The sequence below is a fragment of the Mongoliitalea sp. genome (assembly GCF_054166905.1).
Window position 1 is genome coordinate 472,801 of the sequence record NZ_JBSZCK010000040.1, and the last position, 17,297, is coordinate 490,097.

The window sequence follows — 17,297 nt, forward strand, 5'->3', positions numbered from 1 at the left end:
TGCCACAATAGTTCTCCTTATTGAGGCAAACCTACCCAATATGAGGTTTAAATGTAAAAAAGGTAGAAAACTGCTACCGTCAAAATCACGAAAATAACAGTAAGTCCACTTCCTGCCTTAATATAATCTTTGTTTTGATAGCCCCCAGCAGAAATCATCAATGCATTTACTTGGTGGGTGGGAAGTAAGAATGAATTTGAAACACCCACAGCCGCTAATAAAACCAATGGTCTTGGGTCTAATCCAGCGATTTCCGCCATTCCGATTACCAATGGTGCTAATACCACCACAGCTCCCACATTAGACATGAATAAGGAGAAAATAGTGCTCAGAACGGTAATAGCAATTAATAATACGATGGTGGGCTGTCCTTCAATTACTTGCATTACATATTGTGCAAGGAAATAGGCTGCACCTGATTTTTGCATGGCTATACCAAGGGGAATTAATCCGGCTAATAAAAACACTACTTTCCAATCTACGGCATCATAAGCCTGCTGAATGCTGATAACTCTCGACAATATCATTGCCATTGCGCCTGTTAAGAAGGCAAGTGCAATGGGTACGCCCAAAAAAGTAAGGATAATTCCAAACGCGAAACTGGCAATAGCCGGAATGGCCTTGGATTGATTTTTCGGCTCTGCTTCAATAGGGGTTGCTAAAATGAAATCAGGATTGCTCTTCAAACTTCTAATATTATCCCATAGACCATAAACGATCAAGGTATCACCTTTATGAAAATGGTGATCCGAGAAATCTCCTTTGATTTCCACACCATTGTTAAACAAAATCAAGGGCTCCAAGGCAAACTTTCGGCGAAATGCAAAATCCCGTAAGGATTGGCCAATCAACTCTGAACCAGTACCCACTATAATTTCTGCAAAACCTGATTCATCAGGTTTGCTTAAACGGTTAAAAATAGAAGGCTGTATGGTCTCTTTTAATCCAAAAACTTCAGCGAGTCGCTTGGCTTCTTTTTCTGAGCCCAACAAAGCCAAAATATGACCCTGTAAAAAGGTAGTTTCTCTCCAAGGGGCATAAATGACATTTTCTCCATCAGCTAAAGCGATCAGGTTTAATTGAAAATTCTTCCAAATACCTGACGATTCAGTGGTTTTGCCAATAAGGCTACTACCTTCCTGAATGCTGAAATACCATAGATTGTTAGGCAAGTGTAAAGTTTCGATCAGTTGTTCCTGTGCTGTTTTCTTTTTAGCGCCCTTTCCCTCTTTAGGAAGGACATAATTGCCCAAAACAAAGAAATAAACGATTCCAGCGAGTAACAATACCGCTCCCACAGGTGTGACGGCGAATAATGCATATGGCTCCAAGGAGGCGTTTTTTAACAGGTCGTTGATCAAAATCAAATGGCCTGAACCTACCATTGTCAGCGAACCTCCCAATATCGCAGCAAATCCCAAAGGCATGATGAGCTGGGTTGCAGGGATTTTTGTTTTACGTGAAATATCAAGTGTTCCAGGTAGGAACAAAGCAGCAGCACCTATATTTTGCATAAAAGCTGATAAGGTACCTACTGAGAGTCCCAAAAAGCCAATGATTTTATTTTTATCATTTCCCACTTTTTTTAGCACTGCTTCTGAAAAGCGTTCCATAACTCCGGTAGTGGTAATGCCATAGCCTAAAATCATGACAGCCAACATGGAAATAACTGCATTAGATGAGAATCCTTTGAGCATTTCGTCAGGAGTTAAGACACCCGACCATCCCAAGGCCAACATGGTAATAATGGCTACCACATCAATTCTGAAAATTTCAAAAACCATCATGATGACAGTTGCCACCAAGATTCCCAATACAATAACAATCTGTAAATCCAGTTCCATAGGTATAAGTTAGCAAATCGAGGATAAAAGTACTATTTCTGAAAATGAAAAATTTGTGCGAAAAGTCACATCGAGGTACAAGACGGAATAAAAAAAGCCCCCAATTGAGAGCCTCTTTACATTATCGTAAATACCTATGAAGAAAATTTTACTGCTGCAAAGCTACTGATTCGATGGCTGTGATTGATTATGTTCATGTTAAGGAATTATTGTGTATTTTTTTACTTTCCTCTCATCATATCCGTATTCCGCAAAATATCCATCGCAGCCAAGCTCATGGCTTTGACTCCTGTTTTAATGGTTGGTTCTGGAATAGGTGCGAAATAAGGGCTGTGCAATCCTGGGATTTCCAAACCTTCTTTTATTGCTTTTTCAAGAAATGCAGGATCATTCGCTCCCAAATAAAACATACTGATTGGGATCTTGCGTTCTGCTAAGCCATAGCGGCTAAAATCTTCCCCAATCATCTGAGCCTGTACTTCCACAACATTTTCTACTCCAAGATTTGTTTGGAAAACTTGAACCATCTGATTGGTTAAGTCTACATCATTAATCAGTGCGGGTGTATGAGGCTCTCTGATCCAATAGGTGGGCATTTTATCATCTGAAAGACCTGCGGATCTTGCAATATTTTCGGAGATACGTTTGATGCTGCTGACCATTTCTTCCCGAACACTTGGAGAATAAGAGCGAAGCGTCAATTGCATTTCTACTTTATCAGGAATGATGTTATGGATAGTTCCGCCATGTATGGAGCCTACGGTAACTACAGCAGGCTCTGTGGGAGCGATTCTCCGGCTAACAATTGTCTGATAGGCTTGGATCATTTGCGCACTTAGAACGATAGGGTCTATTCCCGTATGTGGTGCCGCACCGTGCGCACCCTCTCCATAAACGGTTACATTCATCATATCTACACCAGCCATCAAAGCACCTGTTTTGTAGCCAATTTTACCCGCAGGAAGAAAAGGGTCATCGTGTAAAGCAATCGCAAAGTCCGGTTGCGGAAATCGTTCATATAATCCATCATTCAACATATTCCAAGCTCCCATGCCGTTTTCCTCCGCAGGCTGGGCAACCATCAGCAATGTTCCTCTCCATGAGCCCCTATATTCCATCATAGTTTTGGCAGTGCCTATAAAAACTGACATGTGTATATCATGTCCACAAGAGTGAGTAATGAAAGTCTCTTTGCCATCATTTCCAATTCCTTTTTTGGTAGAGGCATAAGGTAGGCCTGTTTTTTCTTCCATTGGCAAAGCGTCCATATCGGTGCGGATCAGTAGGGTAGGGCCAACCCCATTTTTCAAAACTCCAATAACACCATATCCGCCAATGCCTTCTGTCACTTCATACCCCAAGGCGCGTAATTCTTGAGCCATTCTTGCGGATGTTTCTTTTTCCTGAAGGGATAATTCTGGGTTTTGATGGAGTTCTTTATATAGTATATCTAACGAAGGGTAAATTCCATCAATGAAGCTATCGATTGTTTGAGATTTAACTGTAGAAGAAAATAAGGAGATGGTCATAAGTACTGTAATTGTGGAGATAATATTTTTCATAGGGATGTTATTTCAAAATAAAAGTAAACATATATTCGACTTTTCTCGTAATATTACTCAATAAAACGGCAGACCCATGAAAAAAATAATTATAGTTGCGGCAATTATTTTGATGCCATTTCTGTCATTTGCTCAAACAGATGATGTGAAAACCAACAAAGAGTTGAGAAAGGAAAGAAAAGAGCTTCGTAAACAACAAAGAGAGCTTCAAAAATCTATTGAATTGATGCCAATCAAGAATAATTCGAGTGTAGATATTAATCATTATGCTCATCCTCGTCATGTGCAAAACTCAAAAAATAAAAATAAGGTAGGGTATAACCTCAGTGACATTCCACCTGCGGCAACCTTTAATTCTCATGGTGGATGGACACACAAATTAGATAAAAATTGATAATCAAACTGAATTTGATCAATTGGTAATCTTGAATTAAAACAGAAACCTGATTTTATAGTAAATCAGGTTTCTGTTTTTATAAGCTATCCCAAGGAAAAGTCAATAAATGCAGGAATAAACATTCGAAAGTAGCACTAGAGATAAAGATATCTTGTAATTTCACGGTCGATAAATGATTCCGATTGTGTTCTAATGCCTATAATCAAGCATTCTTCCTACGCTAATTACCCCAAATGGTTATTTAATGGACATTTGGAAACCATTGTTCCTAGTATTTTTAGAAAAATTGAAGGAGTATCCTATAAGCGTGAGCGTATCACAACGCCAGATCAGGATTTTTTGGATTTAGATTGGTCGAGGGTTGGTTCGGATACCTTGCTAGTAATTTCACACGGCTTGGAGGGAAGCTCTGAGCGACATTATGCCAAAGCCTTGGCCAAATTATTTAATCAACAGGGGATTGATGCATTGGCCTGGAATAATCGGAGTTGCAGCGGTGAGATGAATTTAGCTCCCATTCTCTATCACCATGGAGCTACGTACGATTTGGATACGGTAATCCAGCATGTAGAGAATTTCTCTGATTATGCGGTTATCTACCTAGTGGGGATTTCAATGGGAGGAGCGCAGACGTTGAAGTATCTGGGTGAAAAAGGACTTGACCTGAATTCAAAAATTAAAAAAGCAGCGGTGTATTCAACACCCTGTAACCTACCTGACTCTGCAGCTACATTACGATGGAAAAAGAATAGCTTTTACACCAAACGTTTTTTGGAAAAGTTAAAAGCCAAAATGAGAGTTAAAGGTCAACAATATCCCGAATTGGTAGATTTGGACTTATTGGAGCGAGTGAAGGATTTTGACACTTTCGACACCTACTTTACTGCCAAATTGCATGGATTTAAGGATGCTGAAGATTTTTATCAAGGGGTCAGTGCGGATCGACACATGCCCAACATTCAAATTCCGACTTTAATCATCAATGCGCTTAACGATCCACTATTGTATGACCGCTGCTTTCCTGTCAAATTAGCAGAAAAATCATCCCATCTTTTTTTAGAGATGCCACAACGAGGAGGACATACTGGCTTTCAAGTAAAAGGACAGGAGTTTACGTGGGCTGAAATGCGATTTTTAGATTTTTTGAATGGAAATTAAATATTTATACCTGTCTAAAGTTTTGGGTATTTTCTTTTGACTTTTCGAGAAAGTGATTTATGATTTTTGCTATTGATTTGTCCCTTAACTCTAAGCCACTGATGCTGATTTGAAAAATTTCTTTGTTGTTTTTCTTTGAAAAATAGACCGAACTGCTTCCGTTCTTTTCATCAACACCAATAACTATTGTGTCAATATCTTCCCATAAAAATAATCCTCTGAATTTACCGTAAATACCAATGGTATTTATTTCTAAATTGACACCCAAATTAAAGAATATAAGAAAAACTAGTACCAAAAATTCTCCTACAAATAAAGGTAATCCAAGATATAAGATTGGTTTATTTTCTTCTATCGCTACATAAATCAATCCAATTAGCATTGTCAATCCAGAGAGAACAACAAAAATTCCTTTTAATTTATTGGTGTAAAAGGAATAGCTTTCTTTATTAACTACAAATTTTTTATCTTGATAATCCTTCAGTAGAATAAATTTGGTATTGACCTTTGTGAAAAATCCTATTCGCTCAATAAACTTTCCTTCTTTTGAATTTTCATCTATTTTATAAATAAATTTATCCTCAATCCATTTTTCAGTTTTGTCAAAAAAATAAGTTAGGATGTGTAAGTGTTTGAAAAGAAAGTCAATACTTACAATGACAATTAAAATAACCCCTAAGTTGGCAAAGTATTTCTTGTGATATTCTTTTTGGGAATCTTTTATTTTTTCTTCTAAATAATCATCAATTGTTAGTAAATCTTTATCTATTGTTATTAAGGAATAGCCTTCAATTGAAAAATTATCATTAACTGAATTTTCTATCCTTTCCTTATCCCTTTTCGATACATCCACCCAAATATCTTGTTCCTTTTTGAATTCATAACCTTCAAAATCCAACAATTTTTGTGCTGTTATATCAAAGTTGATTTCTACAAAAGACCCATAATTTGGGAAAAATAATTTAACTGAACTTTTATTGTTGGTTGATATGAATTTCCCAACAACTGTGTACGAAATAACATTCAAGTAAGGTGGTGAATATTGTATTCCAAAAAGTGTCAGTACAATAAAAGTACTGATTATTAGGAATCTGTTTTGTTTAAAAAAACTAACCATATTTTACAATATCCTCTTCAAAACCAAATCACTCACCGTATCTCCAATCGACAAGGAACTCGTAGCCGCAGGAGATGGAGCATTCAAAACATTGATAGCCTTTTCATTTTCACGGATGCAAAAGTCATCTAATAATCCTCCCGTCTTATCGCAGGCCTGTGCACGCACACCTGCACCACCATCCACCAAGTCTGACTCTTGAATATCTGGGATTAATTCCTGTAAGGCTGCGGTAAAGGCTGTTTTGGAGAAAGAGCGATAAAGTTCTCCCATCCCGGTTTTCCAGTATTTAGCAGCCACTTTTTGAAATCCTGGCCAAGCCAAGGTTTCAGAAAGTTCTTTTATGTTAACTGCGAAGCGCGTATATCCCTCACGTTTGAAAGCCAATACAGCATTAGGCCCTGCTTCCACACCGCCTTTTTTCATTCTGGTAAAATGTACACCTAAAAAAGGGAAATTGGGGTCGGGAACTGGGTAAATTAGGTTTTTGACTAGGTACTCCCGCTCTTGTTTGATTTTGTAATACTCACCTCTGAAAGGAATGATCTTCACATCCAAAGGCTCATCTTGAGTCATTTGGGCGATTTTGTCGGAATATAAGCCTGCACAATTGACGATTAACTTCCCGGCAAACTCCTGATACTGGGTTTGTACGTATGAAATTCCATTTAAAGTCTTGATGCCTGTAACCGTTTTTTGAAGGAAGATTTCTCCTCCTAACTCCTCAAATTTGCTGGCATATCGTTGAGCGACAACTTTGTAATCCACAATACCAGTTTGTGGTACATGAATAGCTGCTACTCCTGCACAGTAGGGTTCATATTCCTTCAATTCATCTAGTGAGATTTTTTTGGTACCAATCAAGTTATTTTGCAAAGCCCTTTCATATAGACCATTCAAAATGGATATTTGCTCTTTCTTGGTAGCAACAACCACTTTCCCTGTGAGCTCAAATGGAATGCCTTCTTCCTTACAAAAATTCACCAACTGATGGTAGCCGTTGATGCAATTGATAGCTTTGAGCGAACCAGGTTTATAGTATAAACCAGAATGGATTACTCCGGAATTATTACCAGTCTGATGCTTGGCCACTTCATCTTCCTTGTCTAAAATAGCCACTGTTAAGGATGAATTTTTTTGCTTGATTTTTAACCCCGTGGCAAGGCCAACAATCCCCCCGCCTATAATGATGATATCGTATGTCATGCTTCCAATACTTTGTGAGGCAAATATACTGTTGGAATGACAGAATATGCAGGGATAGTATAGGAGTTTTTGTTTTAATTAATTAGTTTTACGGGATGATGCATACGTTTATACGCTGGATTGTCTTTTTACTAATCACTTGCTTGGCATCTTGTCAGAAAGATTCCAATCAGTCAAGTATTCCAACATTGGTTGTAGATATTGATGTGGTTAGTGAGGCAAAATTGTCTGATTATTTTGAATCCATAGATTATGTATGGTTGGAAGATGAATCCAATGAAGATGCTTCCCTAGGAGTGATTCATCGCTTGATTTCACATCAAGATAAATACTACATCTTTGATGAAGATATGTGTATTTGCTTTTACATTTTTTCCGACAAAGGTAATTTTATCAGAAAAGTAAGAGGGTATGGAGATGGTCCTGGTTCTTATGTGTACCCTTCATCTTTTCAGATTTTCCAAGATACGCTTCGTTTACTTGATATTTCTCAAAACAAAATTCTTTCCTATGATTTAGAGGGTAGCTGGCTTTATGATGCCAAATTAAAGTCACCGGCTTTGAAAGTTTTTTTTGATACCAAGGGAAATGAGTTTCATTATGTAGCATCGTATCTATCAGCTGATTTAAAGAATCAGGTTCAGGTGTATGATAAGCATGGAACATTAATTTTTGATGGGTTTCCTTTTAGATCAACCTTTGAAAAAATAAAAACAATCAATCGAGAACCATTTTTAGAAGCCAATGATGATGTGGTGTTTTTTGAACAATATGCAGACACTTTATTTAGGATAAGAAATGGATTGCGAGAATCTTACTTAAGATTTGATTTTCTAAAAAAGGGTTTCACGGAAAGTGACTTAAATCAAATTAAAGATTACGAACCTTTGGAATATTTAGATTATTTGAATAACAGGATGCCGTTATATTTTTCAGGTCTCGCAGTTGGAAATCAAAGATACTTTTTGGGCTATTTTCAATATAGGAATAATCATTATTTAGGAGTTTATGATTTCGAAAAAACGTCTGGTTCTGTTTTCAAATCTGGAATTATCAATGACTTGGATCAAGGTAAAGTAATTCATGGACTCAGTTTTTTAAACGACTCCTCAGTATATACTTGGACTACTGGAAGGGATTTGTACAAACATGTCCAAGAATTGCGAGGTAAAATGTCAAATAAGGCATGGGAGACATTCGTAAAAGGAGAGGGGTACAAATTGGTATCTACGGCTAACCGAGCTAAGAATAGCGAAAATAGGGTTTTAGTAATTTTGACATGGAAATGATGAAACAGACAAAATTGAATCTCATGGTGCTTTTATGGGGTTTACTTTTATTTTTAAGTAGTTGTGGGTCAGATTTTAACTCTGAAGAAGTTACAGAAAAGAATGGTGTTACCACCATTACAATTGATGTAAACAAGTTAAGAGAAGCTAAGCTGACTGATTTTTTTGAACCTGAGATTGAGTATTTGATTTTAAAGGAGACAGATGACCCTGCCTCCCAAATTGGTGAAGTATCCAAGCTTTTATTCCACAGGGATACATATATTGTATTAGACAGTTTTAAAGGAAAATCCTTACAGTTTTTTGATTCAGAAGGGAATTTTATAAAAAAAGTTCGAATGTTTGGACTGGATTATGGAAAATACATAGAGGTTGAGGATGTTCAGATTTTTAGGGATACCATTTACTTATTGGCGCAGCCTTTAAAACTGTTAAAGCTTGATTTAGCAGGTGAGTTTTTGGAAGAAATCAAATTACCTGTTTTGGGAAGGAACTTCCATATTGATGAGAAAACTACCTATTTTCATGTAAAAGGTGATCCAGGATCAGAACATCTAGTAAATGTAATTGACCATAACGGAACAATAGTTGAATCATATTTTCCTGCATATTCGACTATTTTTTATGGTAGAATGATGGATTGGGATAATTTTTTTCTGAATGAAGGAAGCTTTTATTTTACACGTACGTATTTGGATACCATTTTTCAATTTGTTGAAACTGCTTTTGATGCCCTTCAGTCCGAAAATTACGTAATTTCATTGCTGACTTTGAAAAAATAACCCATGCAATCCCCAGTATCTTTTATAAAGCCACAATCAATTTGCATATTTGCAGCTTGTAAAAGCATCTGTTTGTAAAGATGCCATGTTTCATAATACTACACATGATAAATGTCTAATCAACAAATTAAGATTACACTTCCCGACGGTTCGGTCAGGGAATACGAAAAAGGAGTTTCAGGGCTACAGATTGCACTTAGTATCAGCGAGGGTTTAGCCAGAAATGTACTTGCAGCCAAAGTCAATGGTGAAACCTGGGATGCTGGCAGGCCCATTCACTCCGATGCTACGGTTCAGTTATTGACTTGGAACGATGCAGAAGGAAAAAACACGTTTTGGCATTCTTCTGCACACTTGATGGCAGAGGCTTTGGAAGCCTTATACCCTGGAGTCAAATTTGGAATAGGTCCAGCATTGGAAAATGGATTCTATTACGATGTGGATTTCGGGGATAAACCATTAGATGGCGCCGAACTCGAGAAAATCGAGGCCAAAATGATGGAGCTAGCCAGACAAAAGAATGAATATATCCGCAAAGAAGTAGGAAAGGCCGATGCCATCGCTTATTTCACGGAAAAGGGTGATGAATACAAGCTTGACCTCATTGATGGTTTGGAAGATGGAAGTATCACCTTCTACGAGCAAGGAAATTTTGTAGACTTATGTCGGGGTCCTCACATCCCCAATACGGGCTTTATCAAAGCTGCTAAGTTGTTGAATATTGCTGGAGCCTATTGGAGAGGCGACGAAAAAAATAAAATGTTGACCCGAATTTACGGGATCACCTTCCCCAAAGCCAAGGAATTGCAGGAATACCTGCACATGTTGGAAGAGGCCAAGAAGCGGGATCACCGAAAGCTGGGTAGGGAACTGGAATTATTTACTTTCTCTGAAAAAGTAGGGATGGGCTTGCCACTTTGGTTGCCAAAAGGGACACTTCTAAGAGAGCGTTTGGTGAATTTTATGAAGCGAGCCCAAGATAAATCGGGCTATCAGCAGGTAGTTACGCCACATATCGGTCATAAAGTTTTGTATGAAACTTCCGGTCACTATGAGAAATACGGGAAGGACTCCTTTCAGCCAATCGCTACTCCGAATGAAGGAGAGGAGTTTTTGCTAAAACCGATGAACTGCCCGCATCACTGCGAGATTTATAAGCACAAGCCACGTTCGTACAAGGATTTGCCTATTCGATATGCTGAGTTTGGTACAGTATACCGCTATGAACAAAGTGGGGAGCTTCATGGATTGACTCGAGTTCGAGGATTTACACAAGATGATGCGCACATTTTCTGTCGTCCGGAGCAGGTGAAGGAGGAATTTGTGAAGGTGATTGACCTTGTTTTATATGTATTCAAAGCCTTGGGTTTTGAAAATTTCACAGCGCAGATTTCCCTTAGAGATCCTAATAACAGGGAAAAATATATCGGGACTGATGAAGCTTGGGAAAAAGCAGAGCGTTCCATCATCGAAGCTGCAGAAGAGCGCGGATTGGATACAGTAACGGAACTCGGTGAAGCAGCATTTTACGGTCCTAAGCTTGACTTCATGGTCAAAGATGCTTTGGGTAGAAAATGGCAATTGGGAACTATTCAGGTAGATTACAATCTTCCGGAGCGCTTTCAATTAGAATATATCGGAGCTGACAATCAAAAACATAGACCTGTGATGATTCATCGTGCGCCATTTGGCTCCCTAGAACGATTCGTAGCTGTGTTGATTGAGCATTGCGCTGGTAATTTTCCTTTATGGCTTTCTCCTGAACAAATTACCATTCTTCCTATTTCCGAAAAGTATAAGGAATATGCAGAGTCTGTCAAATCGGCTTTAGAAGAGCATGACATCATCGGTCAGATAGATAATCGTGATGAAAAAATTGGGAGAAAAATTCGCGATGCAGAAGTGAAAAAAATCCCATTTATGTTAATCGTCGGAGAAAAAGAGCAAGAAGAATCAAAAATCTCTGTCAGAAAGCACGGAGAGGGAGATTTGGGAAGTTTGAGCTTGGATGAATTTATATCTCATTTCAAAGGGATCATAGCTGAATCATTAAAAAATTAAATAAAACGGTAAAATAGTTGGGATTTTTTTTAATCCCGAAATTATTCCGATATTTGCAGTCGATTTCATTAAATACCATACTAATTTGAGAGGAAGACCACCTTACAATAGACAAAGACAAGAAGAGCCATATCGCGTAAATGAGAAGATTAGGGCTCGTGAAATACGCTTGGTAGGAGACTTCATAGAAGGCGGTAATGCTGTTATGACTGTCCCACAGGCAATTAAGCTTGCTCAGGAAAACGACCTTGATTTGGTCGAGATTTCTCCAAATGCTGATCCTCCTGTGTGTAAAATTATTGATTACGCAAAGTTTAAATACGAGCAGAAGAAAAAGCAGAAGGAAATTAAGGCAAATGCTGCTAAGACTGTTTTGAAAGAAATCCGTTTTGGACCAAATACAGACGATCACGATTTCAATTTTAAACTGAAGCATGCTATCGGTTTCTTGAAGGAGGGTGCAAAAGTGAAAGCTTATGTACATTTCGTTGGTAGAAGTATTGTCTTTAAGGAGAGAGGTGAAATGCTTCTCTTGAAGTTTGCCCAGGAATTGGAAGAGTATGGTATAGTGGAACAACTTCCTAAAATGGAGGGTAAGCGAATGTTTTTATTCCTTGCTCCCAAGGCTAAGAAATAATTTCAACTAACAAATACAGTTATGCCTAAAGTAAAAACAAAATCAGGTGCAAAAAAGAGGTTCAAGTTAACTGGAACCGGAAAGATTAGAAGAAAGCATGCGTACAAGAGCCACATCTTGACCAAAAAAGCTACCAAGAGAAAGAGAAATCTTACTCAGATGGGTATGGTTGATGTAACAGATGAGGGCAGAGTAAAAGCAATGCTTAGAATCGGATAATCCGACACTTCAATCAAATTAATTAACAGGTTTATTATTCACCAGACGCTGAGGTTTTAAGTCCATTAGGCACCTAGGGTCAAAAAATTACAAAATTATGCCAAGATCGGTCAACGCGGTTGCTTCAAGAGCACGTAGAAAAAAGGTTTTAAAAGCAACAAAAGGTTATTTCGGACGTGGTAAAAACGTTTGGACAGTAGCCAAAAACAAGTACGAAAAAGGTTTACAATACGCGTACAGAGATAGAAAAGCGAAGAAAAGAGAATTCAGAGCTCTATGGATCCAGCGTATCAATGCAGGTGCCAGACAATTTGGTATCTCTTACTCACAATTTATGGGTATGTTGAAAAAAGCTGATATCGAATTGAACAGAAAAGTTCTTGCAGATTTGGCTATGAACCACCCAGAGGCATTCAAAGCTGTAGTTGAAAAAGTTAAATAAGACCGCACATCTTATTTGACATAGGAACTGTACAGTTCCATATAAAAAGCCCGTCAATTATGATGGGCTTTTTTTTAGGGGGGCTCGCAGAAAGCGCGGAATACGCGGAAATAATTGTTTTATGGGTTTCCCCAAGTCCCATAGAGACTATTAAATTTTACGGCATTAGCCATTGTTAATCGTGTCTACGACACTTCGCCTGCTTGCGGTTCGATTGGTGCCAACGGGTTGAAACCCTTCGCTAGTATGTAGGTCGCTCCGATGGAGCTTTGGATTAATTAGCAGTTGGCTTCAATTCAAATGTTCTATTGGGCTTGTACTTCATAATCCATAGGAATGGTACAAGGACAAATATACCACCAACTAATGCACCTACATCAAGTTCTTCGTCTCTTGAAAATGCTGTATTTAACGGGTTATATCCTTCTTTTTCCAAGGTCACCAAATTGGTTGAACCAACAATTTTTTTATCACTGTAGGTGACAGGAGTAGTTCCCATATATTCTCCATTGATATACAACTTGGCGTCTGATGGATAACTCTGAATAACAGTAGTGCTAGCGCAAGAACTGAATAGTAAAACAGCAATTAGCAAAATGCTGGTAGTTTTTAACATTATATTTTTCATAAATTGGTTTAATTATACGGCAATTTAAAGCTGAAATTAGATAAAAACTATGTTTTTGATCAGGAAATTTAATCCTTGAACTAATTATTGGCTCCTGAGTTTAATAGCATATATTTGAACAAGCATTGGAAAGAAATAAGTCTACAGGTAGTATTACTTTTTCATTCTATTTGTAAAATATTGAAAACGAATTCACTAAGATGTTTGAAGTATCGCTAGTTTAGGAGAAATCGAATTAATTTAAAATGTATCAACCCAAAGAATATCTACGCCATAGTATACTTTTCATTTTGACTTTAGCGGCTACCACTTTAGCAGGTGCAGAGTGGCTGTATGGAAAATCAATCATGGTAGGAGGGGAACATGCCCTAACTTGGGAATATTTCCTCAAGTCTCTTCATTTTTCTGTTCCATTTATCGGGATTTTATTGATCCATGAGTTGGGTCATTTATTTACTTCTATTCATCATCGTGTTAAATCCTCTCTACCTTTCTTTATTCCAGGCTGGTTAGGATTCTTAGGAGCGCTTTCTATCGGAACCTTTGGCGCGGTTATACGAATTAAAAGCTTTATCAACAGTCGTAAAAAATATTTTGATATCGGGGTTGCCGGTCCATTGGCAGGTTTTGTAGTTGCCCTTGGGGTCTTGTACTATGGATTTACAAATCTGCCAGATGCAGATTACATTTATCAGATTCATCCCGAATATTTGGATGAAAATTTTCAAGGACATTCAGCTGATGAAGGCTATATCACCATCAAAATTGGATATAACCTCTTGTTTTGGATGATGGAAAAAGGTTTGGCAGATCCTGAAAAAATGCCTGATGTTTCTGAAATCATCCATTTCCCATACCTTTTTGCAGGCTATTTAGCACTGTTCTTTACAGCGCTCAATCTTCTTCCTATTGGTCAGTTGGATGGTGGACACGTGGTATTTGGCTTATTTCCTAAGCATCACAAGCAAATCTCTCTATTCTTTTACAGTGCCTTTATTTTTTATGCAGGTTTAGGAGTAATTAATCCTTATGATGAACTCAGTCATTTGATCATTGCGATTCCATTATACATTGGCTTTCTCTATATCTGTTATCGAAAATCCAGTTTGGAGACACAAACGATTTGGACCATTGTATTGGGAATTGTAGCCACTCAATACCTTTTGATAAATCTTTTTCCAACGATTGAAGGGTATATGGGCTGGCTGTTTTTCGCCTTTTTACTAGGTCGGGTCATGGGCCTGAATCATCCCGAAGTCAATGGTTTAAAATCATTAGACAAAAAACGTCAAATTATTGGCTGGATTGCTATTTTGATTTTTGTCTTATGCTTTACGCCTCAGCCTTTTATCATCGAGTAAACTCACAAAATTATCAAAGCCAAAAAAAAGAGTGCTAATATGATGGCGATCCACTGATAAATGGGATTTCTTTTAGGGAATTCAAATTGGCAGATGGGGCAGAAATCTGCTTTTGAATCTACATCCATTGCACAGGAGGGACATTCTTTTGTTTTCATGGGAACCTTATAGGAATATTTCGTTTTATGTATACGAATTAATTTTAATTGGAATCATGAAGATAGAAATTTGGTCGGATATCATGTGCCCTTTTTGCTACATAGGCAAAAGACGTTTAGAAAAAGCCTTGGAATCCTTCGAATACCGAGATCAGATTGTGATTGAATGGAAGAGTTTTTTGCTTAATCCTAGTATGAAAACTGATCCATCCAAAAACTCATTGGCCTACCTCTCTGAGGTGAAGGGATGGTCCATACAGCAAACGAAGCAAATCACCGAACAAGTGGTAGCCATGGCAGCTGCAGAAGGTTTGGATTATGACATGGAAAACACCGTAGTTGCTAATGCATATAAAGCGCATAGATTATTGCATTTTGCAAAAACTCATGGATTGGGTTCCCCAATGAAAGAGCGCTTGTTGAGAGCGTATTTTACGGAAGGAATGAATATCGATGATACAGAAACTCTGGTAAACTTAGCAAGCGAAGTTGGTTTGATTAAAGAAGAAGTGAAAGCTTGTTTAGATTCTGATTCTTTCTTGAAAGAAGTCAATGAAGATGTTCAGGAGGCTCAACAACTGGGGGTAAGAGGTGTTCCATTTTTTGTACTGGATAGAAAATTTGGTATTTCAGGAGCTCAAGCAGATGACGTTTTTCAACAAACCATTGCAAAAGCTTTTGCTGGTTATCAGGCATCTATGGGGATTAGTTTCTTAGATGGAGATGGTCAAGCCTGTGATGTAGAGGGGAATAACTGTTAATGATTTGTTCTCGCAAAGCCGCAAAGCCGCCAAAAAAGAATTGAATATTTTGATTGTGTCAAATTATAAATATAAGTTTGAATAAATTTTAATTTTATAGTTTTATGCGTCTCAGCGCCTTTGCGAGAAATCTTTTTATTTTTCTGACAACCTTCGTCTTTCCTTTCATTCCTTCCGAATTCTTTTTTACCTTAGACCATGCTTTTTGCAATAGTTGATATAGAGACCACGGGAGGGAGTGCACGAAGTGCAGGAATTACTGAAATAGCGGTATTAGTGCATGATGGATCCCAAGTTGTGGATACCTTTCACACACTGCTGAATCCACAGCAGTATATTCCTGCTTACATTACTGGCCTAACAGGAATCGATGAATCCATGGTAGCCAATGCACCAGTATTTGAAGAGATTGCTCCCAAGCTCTTCGGTTTATTGGAGGATAAAGTATTTGTAGCACATAATGTTAATTTTGATTATGGGTTTGTTAGAGAGGCTTTTGCTTCCATCGGTATTCCTTTTGAAGCCCCTAAGTTGTGCACCGTTCAGTTGAGCAGAAAGGCATTTCCTAGCTTGCAGTCGTATAGTTTAGGGAGGATTTGTGGTCATTTGAATATAGAAATCCAGGCAAGACACAGAGCTTTTGGAGATGCAGAAGCTACTGCTGAGCTTTTTGGAATGATCTATGAAACGAATGAAGAAATTGTCTTAGGTAGTCTCCGAAAGAAGCAAACCTTCCATTTTCTACCTCCACATATTTCAGAAGAAAAGTTTATGAGTCTGCCGGAAGAAACGGGTATTTATTATTTTTTGGATGAAAAAGGCATTCCCATTTACATTGGAAAAGCCCTCAATATACGCAGCAGATTCAAGCAGCATTTTTCTGGAAAGTCTGAAGAGGAAGAAAAATTCCAATTAAAATCCTTGATTCGGGATATACAGTGGAAATTGACAGGAAGTGAGTTTTTGGCTTGTTTATTGGAATTACAAGAAATCAAACATAAGTGGCCCAAATTTAACAAGGCTGCCAAATTCAAAACCATGAGTTGGGGATTGGTCAGTTATGAGGATGGGAATGGCTATTTACGTTTGCAGGTCGCCAAAAACAGTAAAGGAACGCAGTGTATAGCACAGTTTAATAGCCATGCAGAAGCTTTTCATTTGCTGAAACATAAGGTTCATGAGTTTGGCTTATGTCCCAAATTAGCAGGTATTCAGAAGTCAACCCACTTTTGTTTTGATTATGAAAAGGGTGAATGTGCTGGTGCCTGTGGGGGAGAGGAGAGCTCCGAAGTGTACAACCAAAAAGTAAAACAATTGACTCAAACCTTTGCCAAGGAGAAGGGTAGACTTTTGATTCAGGATGTAGGTAGGTCAACTCAAGAACAATCTTTTTTGTATTTTGAAGATGGCGTGTTCCATGGATATGCTTTTTTTGAATCCAGTAAAAGTGAAGTGACTATTAATCTAGAGACTTTGACTCGTGTTCAACCTGAGCGTGACTCTCAGTACTTACTGAAGGCCTTTTTTCCAAAAATTGAATTGGATAGAATTCAGGTGCTTTGAATTAATTCTCGCAAAGGCGCCAAGACGCATTTTAAATTCAGAGACGACAAGCCACAAATATAGCTTTTGATCAGTTCAATTTTAATTTGCAACTGCTTTGTGAACTTGACGC

General features: G+C 38.0%; 16 protein-coding genes. 11 read left to right on the plus strand and 5 right to left on the minus strand.

Annotated features, from left to right (window positions below; all coding sequences use genetic code 11):
- Positions 1–47: 47 nt before the first annotated feature.
- Positions 48–1,844 (minus strand): SLC13 family permease, encoded by a 1,797-nt coding sequence (locus tag ACXIUD_RS16235; protein ID WP_458053693.1) that lies wholly within the window; start codon positions 1,842–1,844, stop codon positions 48–50.
- Between the two features lie 221 nt (positions 1,845–2,065).
- Positions 2,066–3,406, minus strand: coding sequence for an amidohydrolase (locus tag ACXIUD_RS16240; RefSeq protein WP_458053694.1), 1,341 nt, complete (start codon positions 3,404–3,406; stop codon positions 2,066–2,068).
- A 76-nt stretch (positions 3,407–3,482) separates the two neighbouring features.
- Here ACXIUD_RS16240 and ACXIUD_RS16245 point away from each other — a divergent pair, with 76 nt between their 5' ends.
- Entirely contained in the window at positions 3,483–3,800 is a 318-nt protein-coding gene (locus ACXIUD_RS16245; protein WP_458053695.1) for a hypothetical protein, read from the plus strand.
- Between the two features lie 195 nt (positions 3,801–3,995).
- The gene (locus ACXIUD_RS16250) at positions 3,996–4,961 is read left to right on the plus strand and encodes a YheT family hydrolase (RefSeq protein WP_458053696.1); all 966 of its coding nucleotides are present in this window, start codon (positions 3,996–3,998) and stop codon (positions 4,959–4,961) included.
- Positions 4,962–4,965: 4 nt separating this feature from the next.
- Here the strand turns inward: ACXIUD_RS16250 and ACXIUD_RS16255 are convergent, their stop codons facing one another.
- Together ACXIUD_RS16255 and lhgO are read right to left on the minus strand one after the other, a co-directional pair.
- The gene (locus tag ACXIUD_RS16255) at positions 4,966–5,988 is read right to left on the minus strand and encodes a hypothetical protein (protein WP_458053697.1); all 1,023 of its coding nucleotides are present in this window, start codon (positions 5,986–5,988) and stop codon (positions 4,966–4,968) included.
- Positions 5,989–6,081: 93 nt separating this feature from the next.
- Entirely contained in the window at positions 6,082–7,284 is a 1,203-nt protein-coding gene (gene lhgO, locus ACXIUD_RS16260) for an L-2-hydroxyglutarate oxidase (protein WP_458053698.1), read from the minus strand.
- 95 nt (positions 7,285–7,379) lie between these two features.
- On the opposite strand from lhgO, the gene ACXIUD_RS16265 reads away from it, so the two are divergent.
- The 6 genes from ACXIUD_RS16265 (at position 7,380) to rplT (ending at position 12,714) form a co-directional block, all read left to right on the plus strand.
- Entirely contained in the window at positions 7,380–8,573 is a 1,194-nt protein-coding gene (locus ACXIUD_RS16265; protein WP_458053699.1) for a 6-bladed beta-propeller, read from the plus strand.
- Positions 8,570–9,355 (plus strand): 6-bladed beta-propeller, encoded by a 786-nt coding sequence (locus tag ACXIUD_RS16270; protein WP_458053700.1) that lies wholly within the window; start codon positions 8,570–8,572, stop codon positions 9,353–9,355. The genes ACXIUD_RS16265 and ACXIUD_RS16270 overlap by 4 nt, the downstream gene beginning before the upstream one ends.
- Before the next feature lie 111 nt (positions 9,356–9,466).
- Positions 9,467–11,416, plus strand: coding sequence for a threonine--tRNA ligase (gene thrS / locus ACXIUD_RS16275; protein ID WP_458053701.1), 1,950 nt, complete (start codon positions 9,467–9,469; stop codon positions 11,414–11,416).
- An 85-nt stretch (positions 11,417–11,501) separates the two neighbouring features.
- Entirely contained in the window at positions 11,502–12,053 is a 552-nt protein-coding gene (gene infC, locus ACXIUD_RS16280; RefSeq protein WP_189578533.1) for a translation initiation factor IF-3, read from the plus strand.
- Positions 12,054–12,074: 21 nt separating this feature from the next.
- On the plus strand, positions 12,075–12,272 hold the full coding sequence (rpmI, locus tag ACXIUD_RS16285) for a 50S ribosomal protein L35 (protein ID WP_189578532.1): 198 nt from the start codon (positions 12,075–12,077) through the stop codon (positions 12,270–12,272).
- A 97-nt stretch (positions 12,273–12,369) separates the two neighbouring features.
- On the plus strand, positions 12,370–12,714 hold the full coding sequence (gene rplT / locus ACXIUD_RS16290) for a 50S ribosomal protein L20 (protein WP_189578531.1): 345 nt from the start codon (positions 12,370–12,372) through the stop codon (positions 12,712–12,714).
- 274 nt (positions 12,715–12,988) lie between these two features.
- Here rplT and ACXIUD_RS16295 read toward each other — a convergent pair whose 3' ends face one another.
- The gene (locus ACXIUD_RS16295) at positions 12,989–13,342 is read right to left on the minus strand and encodes a PEGA domain-containing protein (RefSeq protein ID WP_458053702.1); all 354 of its coding nucleotides are present in this window, start codon (positions 13,340–13,342) and stop codon (positions 12,989–12,991) included.
- 245 nt (positions 13,343–13,587) lie between these two features.
- On the opposite strand from ACXIUD_RS16295, the gene ACXIUD_RS16300 reads away from it, so the two are divergent.
- The 3 genes from ACXIUD_RS16300 (at position 13,588) to ACXIUD_RS16310 (ending at position 17,185) form a co-directional block, all read left to right on the plus strand.
- Entirely contained in the window at positions 13,588–14,703 is a 1,116-nt protein-coding gene (locus tag ACXIUD_RS16300; RefSeq protein WP_458053703.1) for a site-2 protease family protein, read from the plus strand.
- A gap of 214 nt (positions 14,704–14,917) precedes the next feature.
- Positions 14,918–15,622 (plus strand): DsbA family oxidoreductase, encoded by a 705-nt coding sequence (locus ACXIUD_RS16305; RefSeq protein ID WP_458053704.1) that lies wholly within the window; start codon positions 14,918–14,920, stop codon positions 15,620–15,622.
- 198 nt (positions 15,623–15,820) lie between these two features.
- The gene (locus ACXIUD_RS16310; protein WP_458053705.1) at positions 15,821–17,185 is read left to right on the plus strand and encodes an exonuclease domain-containing protein; all 1,365 of its coding nucleotides are present in this window, start codon (positions 15,821–15,823) and stop codon (positions 17,183–17,185) included.
- Positions 17,186–17,297 lie beyond the last annotated feature (112 nt).

Coding starts and splice junctions, on each gene's coding strand:
- thrS (WP_458053701.1), top strand. CDS start 9,467: ATGTCTAATCAACAAATTAAGATTACACTTCCCGACGGTTCGGTCAGG.
- ACXIUD_RS16300 (WP_458053703.1), top strand. CDS start 13,588: ATGTATCAACCCAAAGAATATCTACGCCATAGTATACTTTTCATTTTG.
- ACXIUD_RS16240 (WP_458053694.1), bottom strand. CDS start 3,406: ATGAAAAATATTATCTCCACAATTACAGTACTTATGACCATCTCCTTA.
- ACXIUD_RS16270 (WP_458053700.1), top strand. CDS start 8,570: ATGATGAAACAGACAAAATTGAATCTCATGGTGCTTTTATGGGGTTTA.
- ACXIUD_RS16295 (WP_458053702.1), bottom strand. CDS start 13,342: ATGAAAAATATAATGTTAAAAACTACCAGCATTTTGCTAATTGCTGTT.
- ACXIUD_RS16305 (WP_458053704.1), top strand. CDS start 14,918: ATGAAGATAGAAATTTGGTCGGATATCATGTGCCCTTTTTGCTACATA.
- ACXIUD_RS16245 (WP_458053695.1), top strand. CDS start 3,483: ATGAAAAAAATAATTATAGTTGCGGCAATTATTTTGATGCCATTTCTG.
- rpmI (WP_189578532.1), top strand. CDS start 12,075: ATGCCTAAAGTAAAAACAAAATCAGGTGCAAAAAAGAGGTTCAAGTTA.
- ACXIUD_RS16265 (WP_458053699.1), top strand. CDS start 7,380: ATGATGCATACGTTTATACGCTGGATTGTCTTTTTACTAATCACTTGC.
- lhgO (WP_458053698.1), bottom strand. CDS start 7,284: ATGACATACGATATCATCATTATAGGCGGGGGGATTGTTGGCCTTGCC.
- rplT (WP_189578531.1), top strand. CDS start 12,370: ATGCCAAGATCGGTCAACGCGGTTGCTTCAAGAGCACGTAGAAAAAAG.
- ACXIUD_RS16250 (WP_458053696.1), top strand. CDS start 3,996: ATGCCTATAATCAAGCATTCTTCCTACGCTAATTACCCCAAATGGTTA.
- ACXIUD_RS16310 (WP_458053705.1), top strand. CDS start 15,821: ATGCTTTTTGCAATAGTTGATATAGAGACCACGGGAGGGAGTGCACGA.
- ACXIUD_RS16235 (WP_458053693.1), bottom strand. CDS start 1,844: ATGGAACTGGATTTACAGATTGTTATTGTATTGGGAATCTTGGTGGCA.